General features: G+C 57.7%; 15 protein-coding genes. 4 read left to right on the top strand and 11 right to left on the bottom strand.

Translation table 11 applies throughout. The annotated features are described in order from the left end of the window. Positions 1-7: 7 nt before the first annotated feature. Positions 8-1,171, top strand: coding sequence for a cation:proton antiporter (locus MPAL_RS02195; protein WP_012617126.1), 1,164 nt, complete (start codon positions 8-10; stop codon positions 1,169-1,171). Positions 1,172-1,173: 2 nt separating this feature from the next. On the opposite strand, the gene MPAL_RS02190 is transcribed toward MPAL_RS02195, so the two are convergent. From MPAL_RS02190 to MPAL_RS02180, 3 genes are all read right to left on the bottom strand, one after another. Next, positions 1,174-1,665 carry a CBS domain-containing protein gene (locus MPAL_RS02190; protein ID WP_012617125.1) on the bottom strand — a complete coding sequence of 164 codons (492 nt, stop codon included), beginning with the start codon at positions 1,663-1,665 and terminating at the stop codon, positions 1,174-1,176. Between the two features lie 71 nt (positions 1,666-1,736). Continuing rightward, positions 1,737-4,637: a carbohydrate-binding protein gene (locus MPAL_RS02185; protein WP_012617124.1), complete on the bottom strand. Its 2,901-nt coding sequence runs from the start codon at positions 4,635-4,637 to the stop codon at positions 1,737-1,739. A 112-nt stretch (positions 4,638-4,749) separates the two neighbouring features. Next, positions 4,750-5,961, bottom strand: coding sequence for a hypothetical protein (locus MPAL_RS02180; protein ID WP_012617123.1), 1,212 nt, complete (start codon positions 5,959-5,961; stop codon positions 4,750-4,752). Positions 5,962-6,127: 166 nt separating this feature from the next. Between MPAL_RS02180 and cofC the strand changes: the two genes are divergently transcribed. The 3 genes from cofC to MPAL_RS02165 all read left to right on the top strand — a co-directional run bounded on the left by cofC (position 6,128) and on the right by MPAL_RS02165 (position 8,679). Then, the gene (cofC, locus tag MPAL_RS02175) at positions 6,128-6,757 is read left to right on the top strand and encodes a 2-phospho-L-lactate guanylyltransferase (RefSeq protein WP_012617122.1); all 630 of its coding nucleotides are present in this window, start codon (positions 6,128-6,130) and stop codon (positions 6,755-6,757) included. 98 nt (positions 6,758-6,855) lie between these two features. Continuing rightward, the gene (locus MPAL_RS02170; RefSeq protein ID WP_012617121.1) at positions 6,856-7,836 is read left to right on the top strand and encodes an ATP-binding cassette domain-containing protein; all 981 of its coding nucleotides are present in this window, start codon (positions 6,856-6,858) and stop codon (positions 7,834-7,836) included. A gap of 6 nt (positions 7,837-7,842) precedes the next feature. Continuing rightward, complete coding sequence (locus MPAL_RS02165; protein WP_012617120.1) at positions 7,843-8,679, top strand: ABC transporter permease; 837 nt, start codon at positions 7,843-7,845, stop codon at positions 8,677-8,679. On the opposite strand, the gene MPAL_RS02160 is transcribed toward MPAL_RS02165, so the two are convergent. The 8 genes from MPAL_RS02160 to MPAL_RS02125 form a co-directional block, all read right to left on the bottom strand. After that, entirely contained in the window at positions 8,599-9,915 is a 1,317-nt protein-coding gene (locus tag MPAL_RS02160) for a TM1812 family CRISPR-associated protein (RefSeq protein WP_012617119.1), read from the bottom strand. The genes MPAL_RS02165 and MPAL_RS02160 overlap by 81 nt on opposite strands. Beyond that, positions 9,916-10,536: an FmdE family protein gene (locus tag MPAL_RS02155; RefSeq protein WP_012617118.1), complete on the bottom strand. Its 621-nt coding sequence runs from the start codon at positions 10,534-10,536 to the stop codon at positions 9,916-9,918. A gap of 58 nt (positions 10,537-10,594) precedes the next feature. Then, positions 10,595-11,245: a hypothetical protein gene (locus tag MPAL_RS02150; RefSeq protein WP_012617117.1), complete on the bottom strand. Its 651-nt coding sequence runs from the start codon at positions 11,243-11,245 to the stop codon at positions 10,595-10,597. Positions 11,246-11,281: 36 nt separating this feature from the next. Further along, a complete protein-coding gene (locus MPAL_RS16785) occupies positions 11,282-13,765 on the bottom strand; it encodes a dockerin type I domain-containing protein (protein ID WP_236610413.1) in 2,484 nt (827 codons plus the stop codon). A gap of 458 nt (positions 13,766-14,223) precedes the next feature. After that, on the bottom strand, positions 14,224-15,366 hold the full coding sequence (locus tag MPAL_RS02140; protein WP_012617114.1) for a pyridoxal phosphate-dependent aminotransferase: 1,143 nt from the start codon (positions 15,364-15,366) through the stop codon (positions 14,224-14,226). Further along, a complete protein-coding gene (gene ribH, locus MPAL_RS02135) occupies positions 15,363-15,779 on the bottom strand; it encodes a 6,7-dimethyl-8-ribityllumazine synthase (protein ID WP_012617113.1) in 417 nt (138 codons plus the stop codon). The genes MPAL_RS02140 and ribH overlap by 4 nt, the downstream gene beginning before the upstream one ends. 57 nt (positions 15,780-15,836) lie before the next feature. Further along, complete coding sequence (ribC, locus tag MPAL_RS02130) at positions 15,837-16,298, bottom strand: riboflavin synthase (protein WP_012617112.1); 462 nt, start codon at positions 16,296-16,298, stop codon at positions 15,837-15,839. Beyond that, positions 16,295-17,422, bottom strand: a complete 1,128-nt coding sequence (locus MPAL_RS02125) for a pyridoxal-phosphate-dependent aminotransferase family protein (RefSeq protein ID WP_012617111.1) — start codon at positions 17,420-17,422, stop codon at positions 16,295-16,297. The genes ribC and MPAL_RS02125 overlap by 4 nt, the downstream gene beginning before the upstream one ends. Positions 17,423-17,501: the final 79 nt, after the last annotated feature.

Genomic DNA, 17,501 nt, shown 5'->3' with positions numbered 1-17,501 from the left:
AAGCGTTATGGATATCCTCCTTTCGATCCTCGCGATCCTGGTACTGGCAAAGGTGCTCGGCGAGCTGGTGGAGCGGGTTGGATATCCTGCTCTGATCGGTGAGATCGCGGCAGGGGTAATCCTCGGCCCATCCCTTCTCAATCTGGTCGCCCATGATGATGTGATTGAGGCCCTCTCAACGATCGGGGTGATCCTGCTCCTCTTCGTGATCGGGAGTCAGATGAACCTGAAACTCTTCGTCTCCTCAACTGCGCGGATGGTCGTGACGGCGGTGACGGCCTCGCTGATCCCAGTCTGCGCCGGCTTTCTGCTCGGGACACTCCTGCACCAGCCACTCATCCTCTCGTTTTATCTCGCGATCATCCTCTCGATCACTTCAGTCGGGATCGTGGTCCCGACGCTGGTCAGTCTGAACAAGTTCAACACCGAGATCGGGACCACGATCATCGGAGTCGCCGTCCTCGATGACCTGATCGCGCTGACCCTGTACGGGATCCTCTCCTCGATGTCAGTGGGAAAGGGGATCAGCACCGCCGACCTACTGATCTCAGTCGGTATCAGCCTGCTCTTCATCATCGGCATGGCCACCGCCGGCAGATTTGTGCTCAGACGGGTCTTTACCCTGTCAGCCCGCGCCTCCTCACACGAGGTCTCCTATGCCATCTCCCTGATCCTTGCGATTGCAGCGGCCCTCCTCTCCCATGCGGCAGGGCTCAACTACGTGATCGGTGCATTCCTGGCCGGCCTGATCCTCGGGGATCTGATCAGGATCGACCGGCAACTCTTCGATTCCCTGACCGACTCGGCGTTCGGATTCTTTGTCACCCTCTTCTTCGCATCGGTCGGGCTGGTGCTGGAGATCACCCCCCAGAACCTCTCCCCTCTGATCATCCCGATCCTGCTGACCGCAATCGGTGCAAAAATTCTCGGTGGATTTCTCGGCTCGATATGGTTCTTTAAAGATGCAAAATCAGCTCTGCTCGTCGGCATCGGCCTCTGCCCGAAGGGGGACCTGCCACTGGCGATCTCAAAATACGCCCTGCTGGCCGGGCTCATCTCCAACGAACTCTACACCACCACCGTGTTGACAGTGATCGCTACGATCATCATCACCCCGGCGCTGCTGAAGCGGGGATTCCAAAGCCAGGTAGAGCCAGCACCCCTGGGATAGGATCACGGAGAACTCTTCTCGCCCAGGATATGCCCTTTATTAATGAGAAATTTCACAATATCGGCGAACTCAACGATCCCAGTCAGGTGTCCTTTTTTATCGGTGACGACCGTGTAAGGGTATCGGTAATGCTCCATCATCTCGAGTGCCCTGACCAGTGGTTCTGTTCCGTTCATGATCACCGGTATCGGGGCCATCAGATCCCCTGCCACCCGCGCGTTGGACTTGATCAGCCGGTCGAGGCTCAAGTATTTTCTTCCACTCTGGATTCCGATCGTCGGGCTGATCGCAGAGAGCAGGTCAAACGATGTGATCACCCCGAGCACGCTCCCTTCGGCGTCGGTGATGATTAGATGGGTGTGTCCCCGCTTGCGAAACCACGAGAAGATCTCGATCACCGGTGTTTCAGGGATGACCTTCAACACGGTCTCACGCATGATCTCGCTGACCGGGGTCAGTGCCAGATCCGACTGCACTGCTTCAGCTTCATTCATGGATCTCTGATACAGCGTCAGGTGCTATCAAACTGCCGAAGGAGATAGGAAAAAAAGGAGAACCGATTGGTTCAGACCTTGACTGAGGTGTTATTCTCTGCTTCTGGGGTGATGACCGCCGCCTGTGTGATCACAGGGGTAGTGATCACTGGAGTAGTGATCACCGGAGTAGTGATCACTGGGGTAGTGATCACTGGGGAGATGGTCACCAGTGGTGTAGCGGTGGTGATCGAGTCGATCACTGATGCCGGGGTGGTAGGCACAATGGTCTCAACTGGGGTGGTTGAGACGAGCAGGGTAGGTGTGCCGGTCGCTGCGATCGGTCCGGTCGATGCCCCGCGGGTGATATCCATAAACCTGAGGTTCACCCTGCTCTCTGGGAAGCTCAACTTCAGCCAGTGCCTGCCAGCAGGCAGCTGTACGGTCGTTGTGATGGTCTGGTATGTATCGAATGAACCGGTCGGCGGAACGGTCACGGTCGCCAGTGGAGTGCTGCTCCCTTCGAGCGAGAGGACGATGTGCTTGTCCGTGCTATCTGGGTTCGATGCCCGGATGGCAGCCGTGTAGGTCCCTGCCGTGTCGATCTGAACCGAGTAGATCAACCATTCGCCAGCAGCAACATACCCGATGTTATAGCCGGCATCTGACTGGCTGTACTCAATATCCACGCCATCTGAACGGAGTTTTCCACCGAGGTTGGCTGTGGTGGTGTCATGATATGCGACCCCTTCACCGCCATTGTCATAGGAATATGACTCGATATGCCCTGGAACCATGCTGATCATATAGTAAGGGGTCGAGAGCGGGGTGCCGGTCGGCTGGACCGTCGTGGTGGTTGGCTGAGTCGTCGTCGCTGTGGTGGTCACAGTTGGCTGAGCCGTCGTTGCTGTGGTGGTCACAGTCGTGGTTGGCTGAGCTGTCGTTGCTGTTGTGGTCACAGTTGTGGTTGGCTGTGAACCGGTCCCGATCGTGAAGTAATCGAAATTCATCCTTGAGGCACCGAAGTCCACCTTCACGATGTTTCTGCCCTGCTCGAGATGAAGCGTGCCTGCAGAGTTGAAGGAGTTGTAGGTGTCGAATGAGCCGGTGGATGAAATACTGACCGAGGTCGAAGCACCACCAGTTGAGACGGTCACCGTCTTTGCAGCTGCGTCAGGGTTGGCTACTTTGAGTGTGATCGGGTAGTCACCGTCTGCTGCTGCATCGACTGAGTAAGTGAGGTATTCGCCGCCGATGATGTAACCGACATCATAGCCGCTTGGGCCATCCTCTATTTCGATATCAACATCGTCGTGGCGGTATAACCCACCTGCGTTACCTGATGTGGTGTCATAGTAGGCGACGTTGTTGCCGCCGAGGTCATAGTCCTCTGCCTCGACCTTGCCAGGAGCGTTATGCGGTCCGTTGTATGGCTGTTGACCGCTTGGTGTGGCTGTAACGGTCGATGTAACCGTAACAGTCGGTGTGGGCGTGGTGGTCGTCGGTACAGTAGCCGGCACAGTCACCTGGACCGTCTTCACCGAGGAGCCCATCGCATTGGTTGCGGTCAGCGTGATTGTGTAGGTCCCGGCCTGCCAGTAGGTGTACCGGAACTGAGTGAGTTTGGTCGTGGTTCCGTCACCGAGATCGTATTTCACCGAGGTCGCGTTCACCGAGTTGTCGACAATCTGGATACCCATCGAACTTGGAGTGGTGAGAGCGAAGTCAGGCACCGGATACCCCGGTGTGACAGTGACGGTCGGAGTGACCGTGGTCGTCGCTGTGGTGGTGGTCGTCGTCGTTGTGGTGATGGTTGGAGCGCCGCCGACGGTCACCGTCACCTGCTTGGTGGCGGTCTGTCCAGTCGCACTGACCGCAGTCTGGGTGATCGTGTAGGTGTTCGCGGTGATGTAATAGTAGGAGAGCACCGGTCCGTTCGGAGGCATATTCTTGGTGGAGACTCCGTCACCGAGGTTGTACCTGATCGTCGACGCGTTCGTCGATTTATCAGTGATCTTGACCAGGTTGCTGCCTGGAGTGGTCGCCACCTGGAAGTCCGCAATCAGGGTGCCGGGTGTAACAGTTACCGTCGGGGTTGGCGTAACGGTTGGAGTAGTCGGGGTTACTGTTGGAGTGGTAGGCGTAACCGTTGGAGTTGTAGGGGTCACTGTTGGAGTGGTAGGCGTGACCGTTGGGGTCGTTGTCGGTGCTCCCAAAACCGTTATTGTCACAGTCTTGTTGGTTGACCCTGCTGCATTGGTCGCGGTCTGAGTAAGCGTGAAGGTACCTGCCGCAACATAGGTGTACGGGGTGACACCTCCTGGAGAGAGTGAACCTGTTGATGTTCCATCCCCAAGACTGTACTTGATCGTGGTCGCGTTCACAGACTTATCGGTGATATGAACCGTCATCGGTGCTGTTCCATTAGTCGTGTCGACCGAGAAGTCAGCGACCGGGGGCTGCACCGTCGGGGTAGGGGTAACCGGGGTACCGACGGTCAGTTGACCGGCAGGGGTAGTGACTGCATAGTTAACGACATCCTTATCCTGAACCACATAGGTTGGAGGAGAGACTGTCACTGTGATCGGAGTTGTCCCAACTGCAGTACCCTGTACAGTCAGCGTAGCGAGGAGGATATTCGTATCCCCTGCTTTGACATGGGCCTTGGTAAGGTCTCCTCCCCGGATCACCACACTCTTATCCGGGAGTGCTGTATTCAGATTCAGTCCCAGCCAGGTTGGGAATGAACAATCTGTGATCGTTGCAACATCCGGATTCGTAAGACTGATCTGGATCTTATAATAGGCGAATCCGTTGGGTGCCTGATCCATCATAATAGGGATGGTCGTTGTATTTCCCACAGCATCAATCTGATAAGTGCCGGTCGATACCGTGACTGCGAATGCCCCTGGGATCAGCAGGCATCCAGATAATAGTATCAGAGCCAGGAGGAGGGCAGACCTCCGGATCTCTGTACGGCTCAGAATATTCATAGTAACATAACTCCTCTCTTCCTAATTATAGATTATCACCGTGAACATGGAGGAGAAAATCTAAAAAATAGAGGAAATATTCCCCAGATTATCTTTTTTTCGAAATTGTCGACTATAACTGATTGAAGAGGAGGACGATATCATTGAAGTCGATCTGATTGTCATGGTTGAAGTCGAAGAGACTGATCGGTTCGTGTTCGCTGATCCAATCCATCTGGTTGAAGAAGATCACCACATCATTGAAGTCGATCGCATTATTCCCGTTCAGATCCTCGTAGAGCCCATCGTGGTTGGGGTCGGTCGGCAGTTTCGTCTGCCCGTTCACCATCACTGGCTGCGGGGTGCTTTCGATCGGTGTCATATAGATATGTGGGTTCATCCCCCGATCATCCACATAGACGACCCGATCCCCGTCGATCGACACTGAATACTGGTTACTGGGACCGCTCGTCAGCCTGGTGGTCTGGTGGGTCGTCAGGTCATACCGATACAGGTTAGAGGTCCCAGCCTGGTCATCAACCCATATGACCGTATTCCCCGATATAACCGGGTTGTCCTGGTTGGATGGATTCGGGGTCAACCACTTCTTTATACCGGTCGCCCGATCATAGAGGAATATCCCGGCATCGTTACCATTCACATAATCCGCCCAGACCACCCTGCCAGCATCCACTGCTGGCGCCTTCGGAGCGGTATACCCATCGGTCACCGCAATCGGCTGCCCCCCGGCTGATATACTGTAGAGGTAGAGAATGCTGGTCGTATAATCGATCCAGACCACGTCGTCCCCGGAGATCGCAGGATGCCATTGTGTCTTGGAGTCCTCGTTGAGCGAATGCCGATGTTGGGTCAGCAGGTCGTACAGGTAGATGTTGTAGAACCCATTCATACTGTCCTCATAGACGATATTCGTCCCGTCGACCGCAGGCTCCATCTGATAATTCTCATCCCCACTCCAGCTGATCTGCCGCTCAATATGAGTCGTGAGATCGTACAGGTAGATCTCAGGGTTTACCCCGTGCCGGTAGTCCTCCCAGACGATCAGATTCCCAGAGATCGAAGGATTCTTCTGATCGCTCGAATCAGTCGTGATCCGGGTCTCAGTCTGAGTCGTAATATTCCAGAGATAGATATCCCAGTTTCCGTTCCGATCATCCTGCCAGACGATCCGGTCGCCGGAGATCGAAGGGTGCCCCTGGTCACTGTCCGATGTCCCGATCCTCACCTCGACCGCCCCTGCCATCGGGCTGATCACCACCATCGCGCAGAGCATAACCAGCCAGAGGATGGCGATCCTGATCGCTCCTTCTCGTCTCTTCATCATATATACCCCAAACCTGTTCTCTCATCAGAGAGACCGGCCACCAGGTCGGGCTCTACAATGGAAATAGATCATTGGATGATAATAATATAGTCTTGGTATATATCAACCGCGCTGAGCCCGCACCAGTACAATCCCTTTTCTGTATTGCCGGAGAATCTAATCCTTGATGACTCCGCTTGCAGTGATCCCGTTCCGGCCGCTGAACCCCAAGTCCAGACTGAGCGGGATCATGACCAGAGAGGAGCGGGAACTGTTCGCTGCCGCAATGCTGACTGATGTTATCGGTGCCGTGACTGCTGCAGGGTGCACGCCGCTCGTCCTCGCCACCACACCCTACACTGTTGCCAGCGTCCGGGTCCGTGTCACCGACGCAGATCTGAGCACTGCACTCAACACCCTCCTCCGTGATCAGGACGGCCCGGTGCTGATCATGATGGCGGACATCCCGCTCGCTACGAAGGAAGCGATCACTGCGGTGATCAGCGCCGATGCAGATGTCGCAATCGTGCCGGGGCGGGGTGGCGGGACCAATGCGATCTATCTACAACAGGGCTCCTCCTTTGCGACCGATTATTATGGCCAGAGTTTTATGAAGCACTGCAGAATTGCAGAGGAGCGAAACCTCTCCCTTGAGGTGATCGACTCATTCCGCCTGTACGTGGACATCGACGAGGAGGAGGACCTGGTCGACCTTTTGATCCATGGAACCGGGGAGAGCGCCGCCCTGCTCCGGTCGTTTGGGTTCCAACCGATCAGTATGAAGGGTAGGGTCAGCGTCATCCGATCCTCCCCCTGACCCAGCAACCTGGATCACCAGTATTTTTTTATCACCACAACCCCTTGGTACCCCTGCGTGCCAGTGAACAAGAAGACAACACCAGTTCGAGGGATGATGTGGAGCATATCATAGAGGTGCAGCACTTAAGTCACCAGTTCGATGACTTTGTGGCGGTGGACGACGTCAGTTTCTCGGTGGAGAAGGGGGAGATATTCTCATTCCTGGGTCCGAACGGGGCCGGGAAGAGCACCGTGATCAATGTCCTGACCACGCTTCTGCGGCTGCAGAAGGGATCGGTCACCATCGCAGGCTATGATCTCGCCAGAGACCCGGTGAAGATCAGAAAGTCGATAGGGATCGTCTTCCAGCAGGAGACCCTGGACCGGGACATGACAGTCTGGGAGACCCTTGAGTTCCATGGAAGGCTGTATGGGCTCGAGCGAGCTGACCGGCGAGAGCGGATCGAGAGACTGATCACCCTGGTTGAACTGGAGACGAAACAGGACGACCTGACCCGAAACCTGAGCGGTGGGATGAAACGTCGTCTGGAGATCGCACGCGGACTGATGACCAGGCCGGCAGTCCTCTTCCTGGACGAACCGACGATCGGCCTGGACCCGCAGACCCGGACGAGGATGTGGGAGTACCTCCGCGAGGTGAACGAGGAGGGGACCACCATCTTCCTGACCACCCATTACATGGACGAGGCCGACCAGCTCAGCAACCATATCGATATCATCGACCACGGAAAGGTCATCATATCAGGGAGGTCCTGGGAACTGAAGAACACCCTCGGCCAGGACCTGATCTATATCGAGACCACGGACAATGTCGGGGCTACCCGGATCGTTGGAGAGAACCCGAGTGTTCGTGAGGTGAAGAAGAAGGGAAAGGGACTGCTGGTGATGATCACCGAGGATGGGACCCATTTACTGCCAGGGATCCTCGAATCACTGCAGAAAGAGGGGATCCGGTTGACCGCAGTCAACCTCAAGAAGCCGTCGATGGACGACGTCTTCATGCACTACACCGGAAAGGATCTGCGGGATGAAGAACAGCCGCGGATGCAGCCACAGGCACGGAGAACGAGGAGGTGAACTGATATGGATACAGGATTCACAACCGTCTACTGGCGGGACATGCTCAGATTTGTCAGGTTCAAAGCCCTGCTGATCTCATCGCTGGTGCAGCCGGCCCTCTGGCTTGCGTTCTTCGGGGTCGCGATGTCCAGTAACTTCGACCGGCTGGCCGGGATGACGCCGGCCTTCCCGGGCGTCGTTCAGGTCGGGTATATGACCTTCATCGCCGCCGGCGTGATCGCCATGACCACCCTCTTCACCAGCCTCTTCGGCGGGATCGTCCTCCTCTTCGATAAGAACTGGGGGTTGATGCGTGAGATCCTGGCATCTCCGATGAATCGGAACAACATCATCATCGGGATCGGTCTCTCAGGCGTCACCAAGTCGTTCATCCAGGCCATGGTGATCATGCTCTTCGGCCTGCTGCTCGGAGTGAAGTTCTTCGTCGGATACACCGCAGTCCAGACGATATTTGCAATCCTCGGGATCCTGCTCTTTGTCGGGATATTCGCCCTCGGATTTCTCTTCCTCTCGGCGTTCATCTCGATGTCGATGGAGTCCCCGGAGGGACTGCAGGGGGTCACCACACTGCTGACGATGCCGATCTTCTTCGCCTCCAATGCACTCTACCCGATCGATGGGTTCCCGGAGATCCTCAAACTCGTCTCCACGGTCAACCCGCTGACCCTCATGATCAACGGGATCCGGTACTTTGCGATCGGCGACAACTTCACGGCGATCGGCCTGCACTTCGTCTACACCCCGATGGATATCCTGATCTCATTCCTCGGGCTGATCGCCTTCGCCATCGCCACGTTCACCCTCGCCTGGTGGAAGTTCCGGAGAGCGGTCATCACCTGACCGCCCTCCCGGCACCCGGCAGGACGAACTGGCGACCAGGTGCCTGAGCCGCTCCACCATATCCCCGGTCCGTCCCTGGATCGTCACGGCACTCTTCTGCTGCAGATTCATCCCACAGTGGGCGATATCGTTGCGCAGGTCCGCTAGGACGATCCAGAGCGCGACCAGATCGTTCTTCTGCTCGAGTTGGGTAAACCTGACCGAGAGGGTGGTCCCCTCGTAGGGATGGTGCCGAACCTCCAGCGCAGCCCCGGTGATCGTCCGTCCGATCTCGTCCCGCACCTCCCAGACAAGCCACTGGTCAGGGTGATAGTCAAGTTCCAGGATCAGATAGTTCAGGCACCATTCCCGGGCCAGGGTGACGGCCTGCATGATCAGGTCATGCCGGCACTGGTACTCGATCAGGTTCAGACCGATCGAGAGCGCCTCCCAGCTCAACCGGTCAGGCGAGCCGCCACGCCCCATCGCGGTCACCTCCTGCAACCGATCCATCACCGGGGCCAGCGGTGGAGCCAGTTGCTGAACCTCGGTAGTCACCTCGGCAAAGTGGGAAGTCAGGATATCAGCAGCATGCATCACCTCCCGCGGCCGGGAGAGCCGGACAGCCTGGGCGAAGAGGGAGAGGGCATGCCCCCAGGGTTTTAAACTGAGCGGATGCCCGATTCCATCCCGATAAGCCTTATTTTGGACGGCACCCATCAGCACCGACAGGTCTTCAGCGTCGACATGCTGCGTGAATGCATGCACCCCTCGCATCCAGTCCAGGACCGTGACAAAGTCTGAGAGATCCCGGATCAACGACTCACCATTCGGTCCAGGAACAGTCGAGCAGATCCGCTCGACCTGAACACCCTTTGTCTCGCGCAGGTACTGGATCGCGACGAAGGTGATGAACGAGAGGGGACGGGAACCGTTCTGGATCTCCACAATCACCCGGTCACCCGGTTCCACAACACTGCAGAGGAGAGAGAAGACTGTCCAGAGGTCGGCCTCTGACTCTCCTGCCGGAATCGCCTGCCACCGGATAGGGATGTCGTTCGAAGAGGCAGGGGCCGGCCCATCCCCTTCTCCAAAGAGGACCACCCGATCGGGTTCAAAGAATTTTATCAGGGCAGAGAGAAGATCGTCACCAGCACAGGTCAGGTCGCCCCATCGATATACAGTGCTGCCCCCAGGCTCCGGCTCTGACTGGTCAACGAACGAAAGGAGGATCAGAGGGGTGGAGGTACCGGTCATTCAGTCGTTCCGCGAGCACGGGACGCAGAGGAACCGGCCTGCCTGGTGGACCCCTTTCGGTTCGGCGACCAGTTCCCCGCAGCGGTCGCAGGGGCGGGACCGATAGATCCGGGCCTCTTCTGGCGGGGTGATGACGGGCCGGGTGATCAGGAAGATCCGGGCTGGGTCGATCGTCAGGATCGCCTCGCAGACGCCGGCCAGGTGATCTTCAAAGAGCACCTGATCTGCAGGGGTGGCATCTGCTCGTCTGGCTCGTTCCCGAATGTCTCCGAACTGCGGATCGATCTGGCCGGTCGAAAAGTCGACCCTGGTGACGATCCTGACCGCATCCCCTGTCTTCCGATTTATGAATGTGTACACATGCTTTCCATAGTCATGGAAGATCAGGTTTCCCTTCCCGAAGGTGCACCCGGTCACCACCTGCACGCCGTCGACCCCACAGGCGTCGTTCTCGACGACCGTGACAATCTCCTCGTCCTCTGACCGCCGGGGACCGAGCGCCGCCATGCCGAGGACGGCCGCCCGGTAGCCGAGTGCCAGTCCCGGACACCGGTGGCCATGGAAAGCGACCGCCTCTTCGAAGGTGGGGAGCCGGGGAGTAACCTGATGTGAATTGCTCATGAGGAGTGATGGTCGATCCAGTGAGATAAAGGATAGGTTTTCTGTTCTGCCCGTTCCCTCATCCGGAGAGGGTTGAACGGGCGTTCTGGACCATACTGCGGGCGGCCTGGATCTTGGCGCCGGTCAGGGTGTAGTCCTGCGCCTCCAGTGCCTGGATCGCCTCATGGTAGAGTCCTTCGGCACGATCAGCACGGACCTTCGGCCTGGCGATGTCGACCCCTTCACCCGCTGCGAGGAGGAGATCCTCCTGGACGGCGAGGATATCGCCATAGACCCCGTCGAGGTCGCGTCTGAACGCTGCCTCCTTCTCCGGATCTCTGGGTGCACCTCCAACCAGTTCCCCAGCCGGCGTCTGGGCTGGCATGGCTTCCATCAGTTCACCCTCGACCACCTTTGAAGCGTCACCGAGGAGAGCGGCGAAGGCGGACTGGTCATGCTTGGACTGGTCGTACCCATTATAGGCCTCCCAGGCCCCACCGGCCACGGCACCGCCGATCGCTCCTCCGAGCAGTTCACCGACCCCTTCGTTCTTCTGCAGCAGCCCTCCGATACCCCCGAGCACGCTGCCGAGGGCACCCCCTGCAAGGGACCCGACAAGCCCGCGTTCGATCTCGCGCCGGTAGCGCTTCACCGTATAGGTGATCTTCACATTCTGATCCTCGGTGGTCAAGGCGAGCGACCCCTGTTCATCGGTGTGCTGCACCTCCATCGTGACGAGGCCAGGGCTCTTCTGCGAAAAAAGAGGTTAGACCTTGTTGAAGAGGATGACGATGTCATTGAAGTCGATCTGTCCGTTTTTGTTGAAGTCGAAGGCAGAAACAGGTTCATTCGTGGGGATCCAATCAAAATTGTTGAAGAAAAGTACCACGTCATTGAAATCGATCTGTCCGTTGCCGTTGATATCTTCATAACAGCCATCCCCGTCGAGATCCTTTGGAGAGGACGAAACACCAGGGAAAGGATTACATGCACTGGCGGTTACCTCAACCGGGCAAGCGACGAGGTGTGGTGATATCGAATTCCCACTATCATCGTCGACTCTCGCTTGAATGATGGAGAGACTGGTCTGACCGCTCCGATCCCCTCTGATGGTGATGGTCCCGATCTGAGCGGTTGATGTCCCGGGGTTGCTCTGGCCATTTGAATCGAGAGCAGTCAACCACACGGTGTCGGCGGGGAGCGTTGAATTCTTCTGCATCGTCCAGCCAGGAAGAGAGACTCCGACAATTTCACCGACTGTCGGGTCGACAAGAGAGAGGCTGAGGGATACGTTGAAGCCCGAAATGCCGTTCTTCAGACCGTCCAGGTAGAGTACTGTCGCACCAGTAGACCCGCGCGGGATGATGAGCGGAGAGGGGGCGAACCGGAACGCTGACACTGTGGTTATCGGAGTTGTCGTTGGAACAGTCGTCGCCACCGTGGTCACCGTCGAGATAGGAATTTGTGGAGCAAACTTCTGGACCCGATTGTTCCAATATTCAGCGACGTAGACATTGCCCGAACTGTCGACCGCGATGTCAACGGGGCTACTGAACTGTCCGGACCCCGTGCCGGAACTACCCCAGTCCGTGATAAAGGCGCCGGAAGATGTAAATTTCTGGACCCGATTGTTGCCCGAGTCAGCGACATAAACATTGCCCAAACTGTCGACCGCGACGCCATCGGGGTAAGCAAACTGTCCATCCTCAGATCCCTTGGTCCCCCACGCTGTGAGGAAGGTACCGATAGAGGTGAACTTCTCTACCCGGTGGTTGCTTTCATCCGCGACGTAGACGTTGCCAGTGCCATCGATCGCAATCCCTTCGGGGTACGAGAATTGTCCGTTTTCAGAGCCACTACTGCCCCATTTCGCGACGAAGATGCCACTTGACGTGAATTTCTGGACCCGATGGTTACCCCTATCAACGACATAGACATTCCCTGCGCCGTCGATAGCAACCCCATAAGGGGAAGAGAACTGTCCGGACCCCGTGCCAGAGGTCCCCCATTTCGCGAGGTAGGTACCGGTCGAAGTGAACTTCTGGACCCGATTGTTGTCCCTATCGGCGACGTAGACATTCCCTGCACTGTCCACCGCGATACCGGTGGGAGTCCGGAACTGTCCGTTGTCAGAGCCGGAGGTGCCCCACATCGTGATGAAGAGGCCGGAAGACGTGAACTTCTGGACCCGATTGTTGCCCGAGTCAGCGACGTAGACATTCCCCGCACTGTCGAATGCGATCCCATAGGGGTAAGAGAACGCTCCGCTTGGGGAGCCACTCCACTTCGCCACGGACTGATAAATATCCGCCGCCGTCGTCGGAACAGGTGTCGCCACCGGGGTCACCGTCGGGAGAGAAGTTTGTGGAGCAAATTTCTGGACCCGGTTGTTCCAATATTCAGCGACGTAGACATTGCCCGAACTGTCGACCGCGATGTCAACGGGGCTACTGAACTGTCCGGACCCCGTGCCGGAACTGCCCCAGTCCGTGATAAAGGCGCCGGAAGATGTAAATTTCTGGACCCGATTGTTGCCCGAGTCAGCGACATAAACATTACCCAAACTGTCGACCGCGACGCCATCGGGATAAGCAAACTGCCCGTCCTCAGATCCCTTGGTCCCCCACGCTGTGAGGAAGGTACCGATAGAGGTGAACTTCTCTACCCGGTGGTTGCTTTCATCCGCGACGTAGACGTTGCCAGTGCCATCGATCGCAATCCCTTCGGGGTACGAGAATTGTCCGTTTTCAGAGCCACTACTGCCCCATTTCGCGACGAAGATGCCACTTGACGTGAATTTCTGGACCCGATGGTTACCCCTATCAACGACATAGACATTCCCTGCGCTGTCGATAGCAACCCCATAAGGAGAAGAGAACTGTCCGGACCCGGTGCCAGAGGTCCCCCATTTCGCGAGGTAGGTACCGGTCGACGTGAACTTCTGGACCCGATTGTTGTCCCTATCGGCGACGTAGACATTCCCTGCACTGTCCACCGCGATGCCGGTGGGAGTCCGGAACTGTCCGTTGTCAGAGCCGGAGGTGCCCCACATCGTGATGAAGAGGCCGGAAGATGTGAACTTCTGGACCCGATTGTTGCCCGAGTCAGCGATGTAGACATTCCCCGCACTGTCGAATGCGATCCCATAGGGGTAAGAGAACGCCCCGTCCGGGGAGCCCCACCACTTCGCCACAGACTGATAATTATCCGCCGCTGTGGCGATCTGAATGCTGCTCACGAGCAGTAGCAACAACAAAAACATTCCAATGAAGAAATGACGATTTTGAGGAAATTTCATGAATCAACTAAAGGTTAAACAGAATATTAGTTTTATTGATTATAATTGAGATATATTACTCTAAGTAATCTTTATAATATGCAACCCGACAGTTTCGATAGAGGCATCTTCATCTATGTAGATCTCAATATTTGGAATGAGAAGGTCAAGGAGGTGAATCACCGTGACCACGATCACCAGGTTTTGCATTTCTCGCACCCTTTCTTACGATAGCCCTAACCTCTAGCAGGATCCGACGTCCTGGATCATGGCATCGTGCCGGCGAGGTCTCCCTTCGATCTCAAGAACCGATGTGCTTGGGTAGCGAAAGGATACTGATTGATGATATCATTGCAGTACGACGCCAGGTAAAGAGACCCCGATAACATGAACTGATAAAAAAGTGGGCCGGCCCTCTCAATCGCACGGGGTCAGTTCCCGTTCAACACACGGATCCGGTCGACCGCCGTTTTAAGGGTCTCGAGCGAGGCCGCATACGAGAGACGGAGCCAGCCGGGGGTGGAGAAGGCGGTGCCGGGGGTGACGGCCACATGCGCCTCCAAAAGCCACTGCTTGGCGATGGCGAGATCGTCGCCGCCGGTCTTCACATAGGCATAGAACGCTCCCTCGGCCGGGGCCGTGCTGTACCCGAGGTCGGCCAGGGCACCGAGCAGGTACTGCCGGCGGCGGTCGAACTCGACCCGCATCGCTTCGACGCAGGACTGGTCCCCCTTCAGTGCAGCGACCCCGCCGGCCATCGCGAACGTGGTCGGATGGCTGATCGTGTGCTGCTGTACCTTGATCATCTGCGCGAGGACGGCCGGCGGAGCCACGGCGTATCCAAGCCGCCAGCCGGTCATCGCATAGGCCTTCGAGAACCCGTTGACCGTGATCGTCCGTTCGGCCATCCCGTCGATCGAACCGAGGGACCGATGAACTGCACCACCATAGACCAGTTTCTCGTAGATCTCGTCTGAGAGGGCGATCAGGTCGTGGTCGATGCAGAGGTCGGCGATCATCCGGAGCGACCTGTCGGTGAAGACCGCACCGGACGGGTTCGAAGGGGAGTTGACGACGATCATCCGGGTTTTTCTGGTGACCTTTTCGAGGAAGGTGTCATCCACCTGGAAGGTCTCCTCGCTCAGGTGATGATGGACCGGCGTCCCGCCAGCGATCCGGACACCCGGCTCGTACGAGACCCAGGACGGATCGAGCAGCAGCGCCTCGTCGCCGGGGTTCAGCACCGCCTCGAACGCCTCGTAGATCGCGTCCTTCGCCCCGCAGGTGACGATCACGTCGCCTGGAGAGCAGGGGACGTTGTTCTCCCCACCGATCTTCTCTGCGATCGCAGAGAGGAGGGCGGGTGTGCCGGCCGAGGGAGCATAGTGAGTCTCTCCGGCCAGCAGGGCGCTGATACACGCCTGCTTGATATGATCCGGGGTATCGAAATCTGGCTCACCAATGCTGAGGCTGATCACATCGATCCCCTGCTGCTTCATCTTCTTGGCGGTATTGGAGATCTCGATGGTGGCAGAGGGGGGCAGCGCACCGATCTTCGCCGAGAGCGGTCTCATTCTAACCGCTGGATCATCTTGATCGCCGACTCCACCGCCCGCTTTGCATAGTCGATCCGCTCGGTCGCCTCAATCCTCGTCATCCCGGGGCCGGAGATGCCCAGCGCCACCGGTTTGTTGAACTCGAGGGAGAGATCGATGATCTTTCGGGCCGCATGCTGTACCACGATCTCGTCGTGCTGGGTCGCTCCCTCGATCACGCATCCGATCGTGACCACGGCGTCGACCCGGCCGTCGGTCAGCATCTTCTTGATCGCGAGCGGCATGTCGTACGCCCCGGGCACGTAGATGCACTCGGTCACTTCAGCGCCGAGGAAGGTCGCATGCTCGCGTGCCTCGATCTCCATCATGTAGGTGATGTCACGGTTGAACTCTGCCACCACAAATCCCAGTTTTATTGCCTTCATCGCCATATCTTCAAACTCCCAGGTTTCTGTATCACATTATAATCCATATAGTCGTTATGACTCTCACCGGCGTGCAGGGCCGGCATCGGCAAAACCCTGCCGCTGCCCGGTGCCGGCATCCCGCTCGAGCTCTTTTGGGGCCAGGATCAGCCTGATTGCGCTGACGGCATGCTCCCGGGTCCGCTGCTCGGCGAGCCAGGCCAGTTCTGCGTCGTTCTCTGCCTCGTCCTCATGGACGAAGACCTCGATGATGTGATGGTTGGTCAGCAGCTGAGCATGGATCAGACCCTGTGAAGCCTCGTGGGCACACATCTTGTCCTTATCCTTGCCCCCCGGCATCCCGAGCGCCATCACGATGTCGCACCGCCGTTCCTCGATCAGTTTCTTGCAGGCGACCGGGAGGTCCTTGACCCCCGGAACGGTGTACCGCTCCACGGACACGCTGGCGTGCCGCTTGAGCTCATCGATCGCGATCGCCCCCATATTTACACGTGCAAAGGTGGTGTCAGCCACCCCAACCCTCATCCCAGCACCTCGGCGGCAGCACCGACACCGTCCCCGACCTCAAGGCCGTGCTTCTTCAGCGCGTACTGGACGGCCGCAAGCGTGGCCAGGATCTCGGGGGCGCTGACCGCACCCATGGTCCCAATCCGGAAGATCTTCCCCTTCAGGTGGTCCTGGCCGCCGGCGATGATGATCCCCATCTTCTTCACCGGTCCGCGAAGGTCGTCGTCGGTCATCCCGTCAGGTATGCTGACGGCGGTGGCGGTGTTCGAGTAGGCATGGTACTGGTCGAGCGTCGGGAAGAGCGTGAGCCCCCAGGCCTTGACTGCAGCCCTGACCGCATCGGCCATCCGGGTATGTCGGGCGATCCGGTGAGTAAGCCCCTCCTCCTCGACGATGGCACATGCCTCCCTGAGCGCCAGGAAGAGTGGAACCGCCGGCGTGTACGGGGTCTCCATCGGGGTCTTGGCAGCATTCTTCCGGTAGGCGGCGAGGTCCAGGTAGAACGGTCGCTGGTCGGCGATCCGTTCCCAGGCCCGTTCTGATACCGATATGGCGGCCAGCCCGGCCGGCGCGGCCAGGCACTTCTGCGAGCCGACCATTGCGACATCGACGCCCCACCGGTCAGCCTCGACCAGATCGCCGCCGATCGAGGTGATCCCGTCCATGATGAAGAGGGCGTCATGCTTACGTGTCAGTTTCCCTACCTCAGCCGCCGGGTTCTTGATCCCTGCGGAGGTCTCGTTGTGCACCAGGGTCACCACTTCAGCGCCGTTCTCCAGGTTTTCAGCGAGGAGGTCGAGGTTCAGCGGGGTTCCCCATTCAGAGGCTATTTCGTGCGAGGTCCCGTACAGGGCCCCGATCTTACAGAGTCGATCGCCGAACTTGCCGTTGACCAGCGAAGCAATCTGTTTACCCTTTCCGAAGTTGGCGACCGCAGCCTCCATCGCAGCGGTCCCGGATCCCGAGAGGATTGAGAGGTCATTGGTGGTCCCAAAGGTGGTCTTCAGCGTCTTTACACAGTCTGCATAGACAGCGCCAAACGCTGCGCTGCGATGGTTCATCGCCTGCTGCATCATGGCGTACCGGACCCGTTCAGGCATCGGTACCGGCCCTGGCAGCATCAGTAACGGTTCGTTCTCCATATGGATCAGTCCAGACCAGGAGACCAGCGATCACAGCCGGGTCTATCCTGGAGTTCGACACACAGAGCAGTGTGTCTAC

Origin of the sequence: Methanosphaerula palustris E1-9c (assembly GCF_000021965.1) — an archaeon.
GTDB classification, from domain to species: Archaea; Halobacteriota; Methanomicrobia; order Methanomicrobiales; family Methanospirillaceae; genus Methanosphaerula; species Methanosphaerula palustris.
This window is presented reverse-complemented; position numbering and strand designations above follow the sequence as displayed.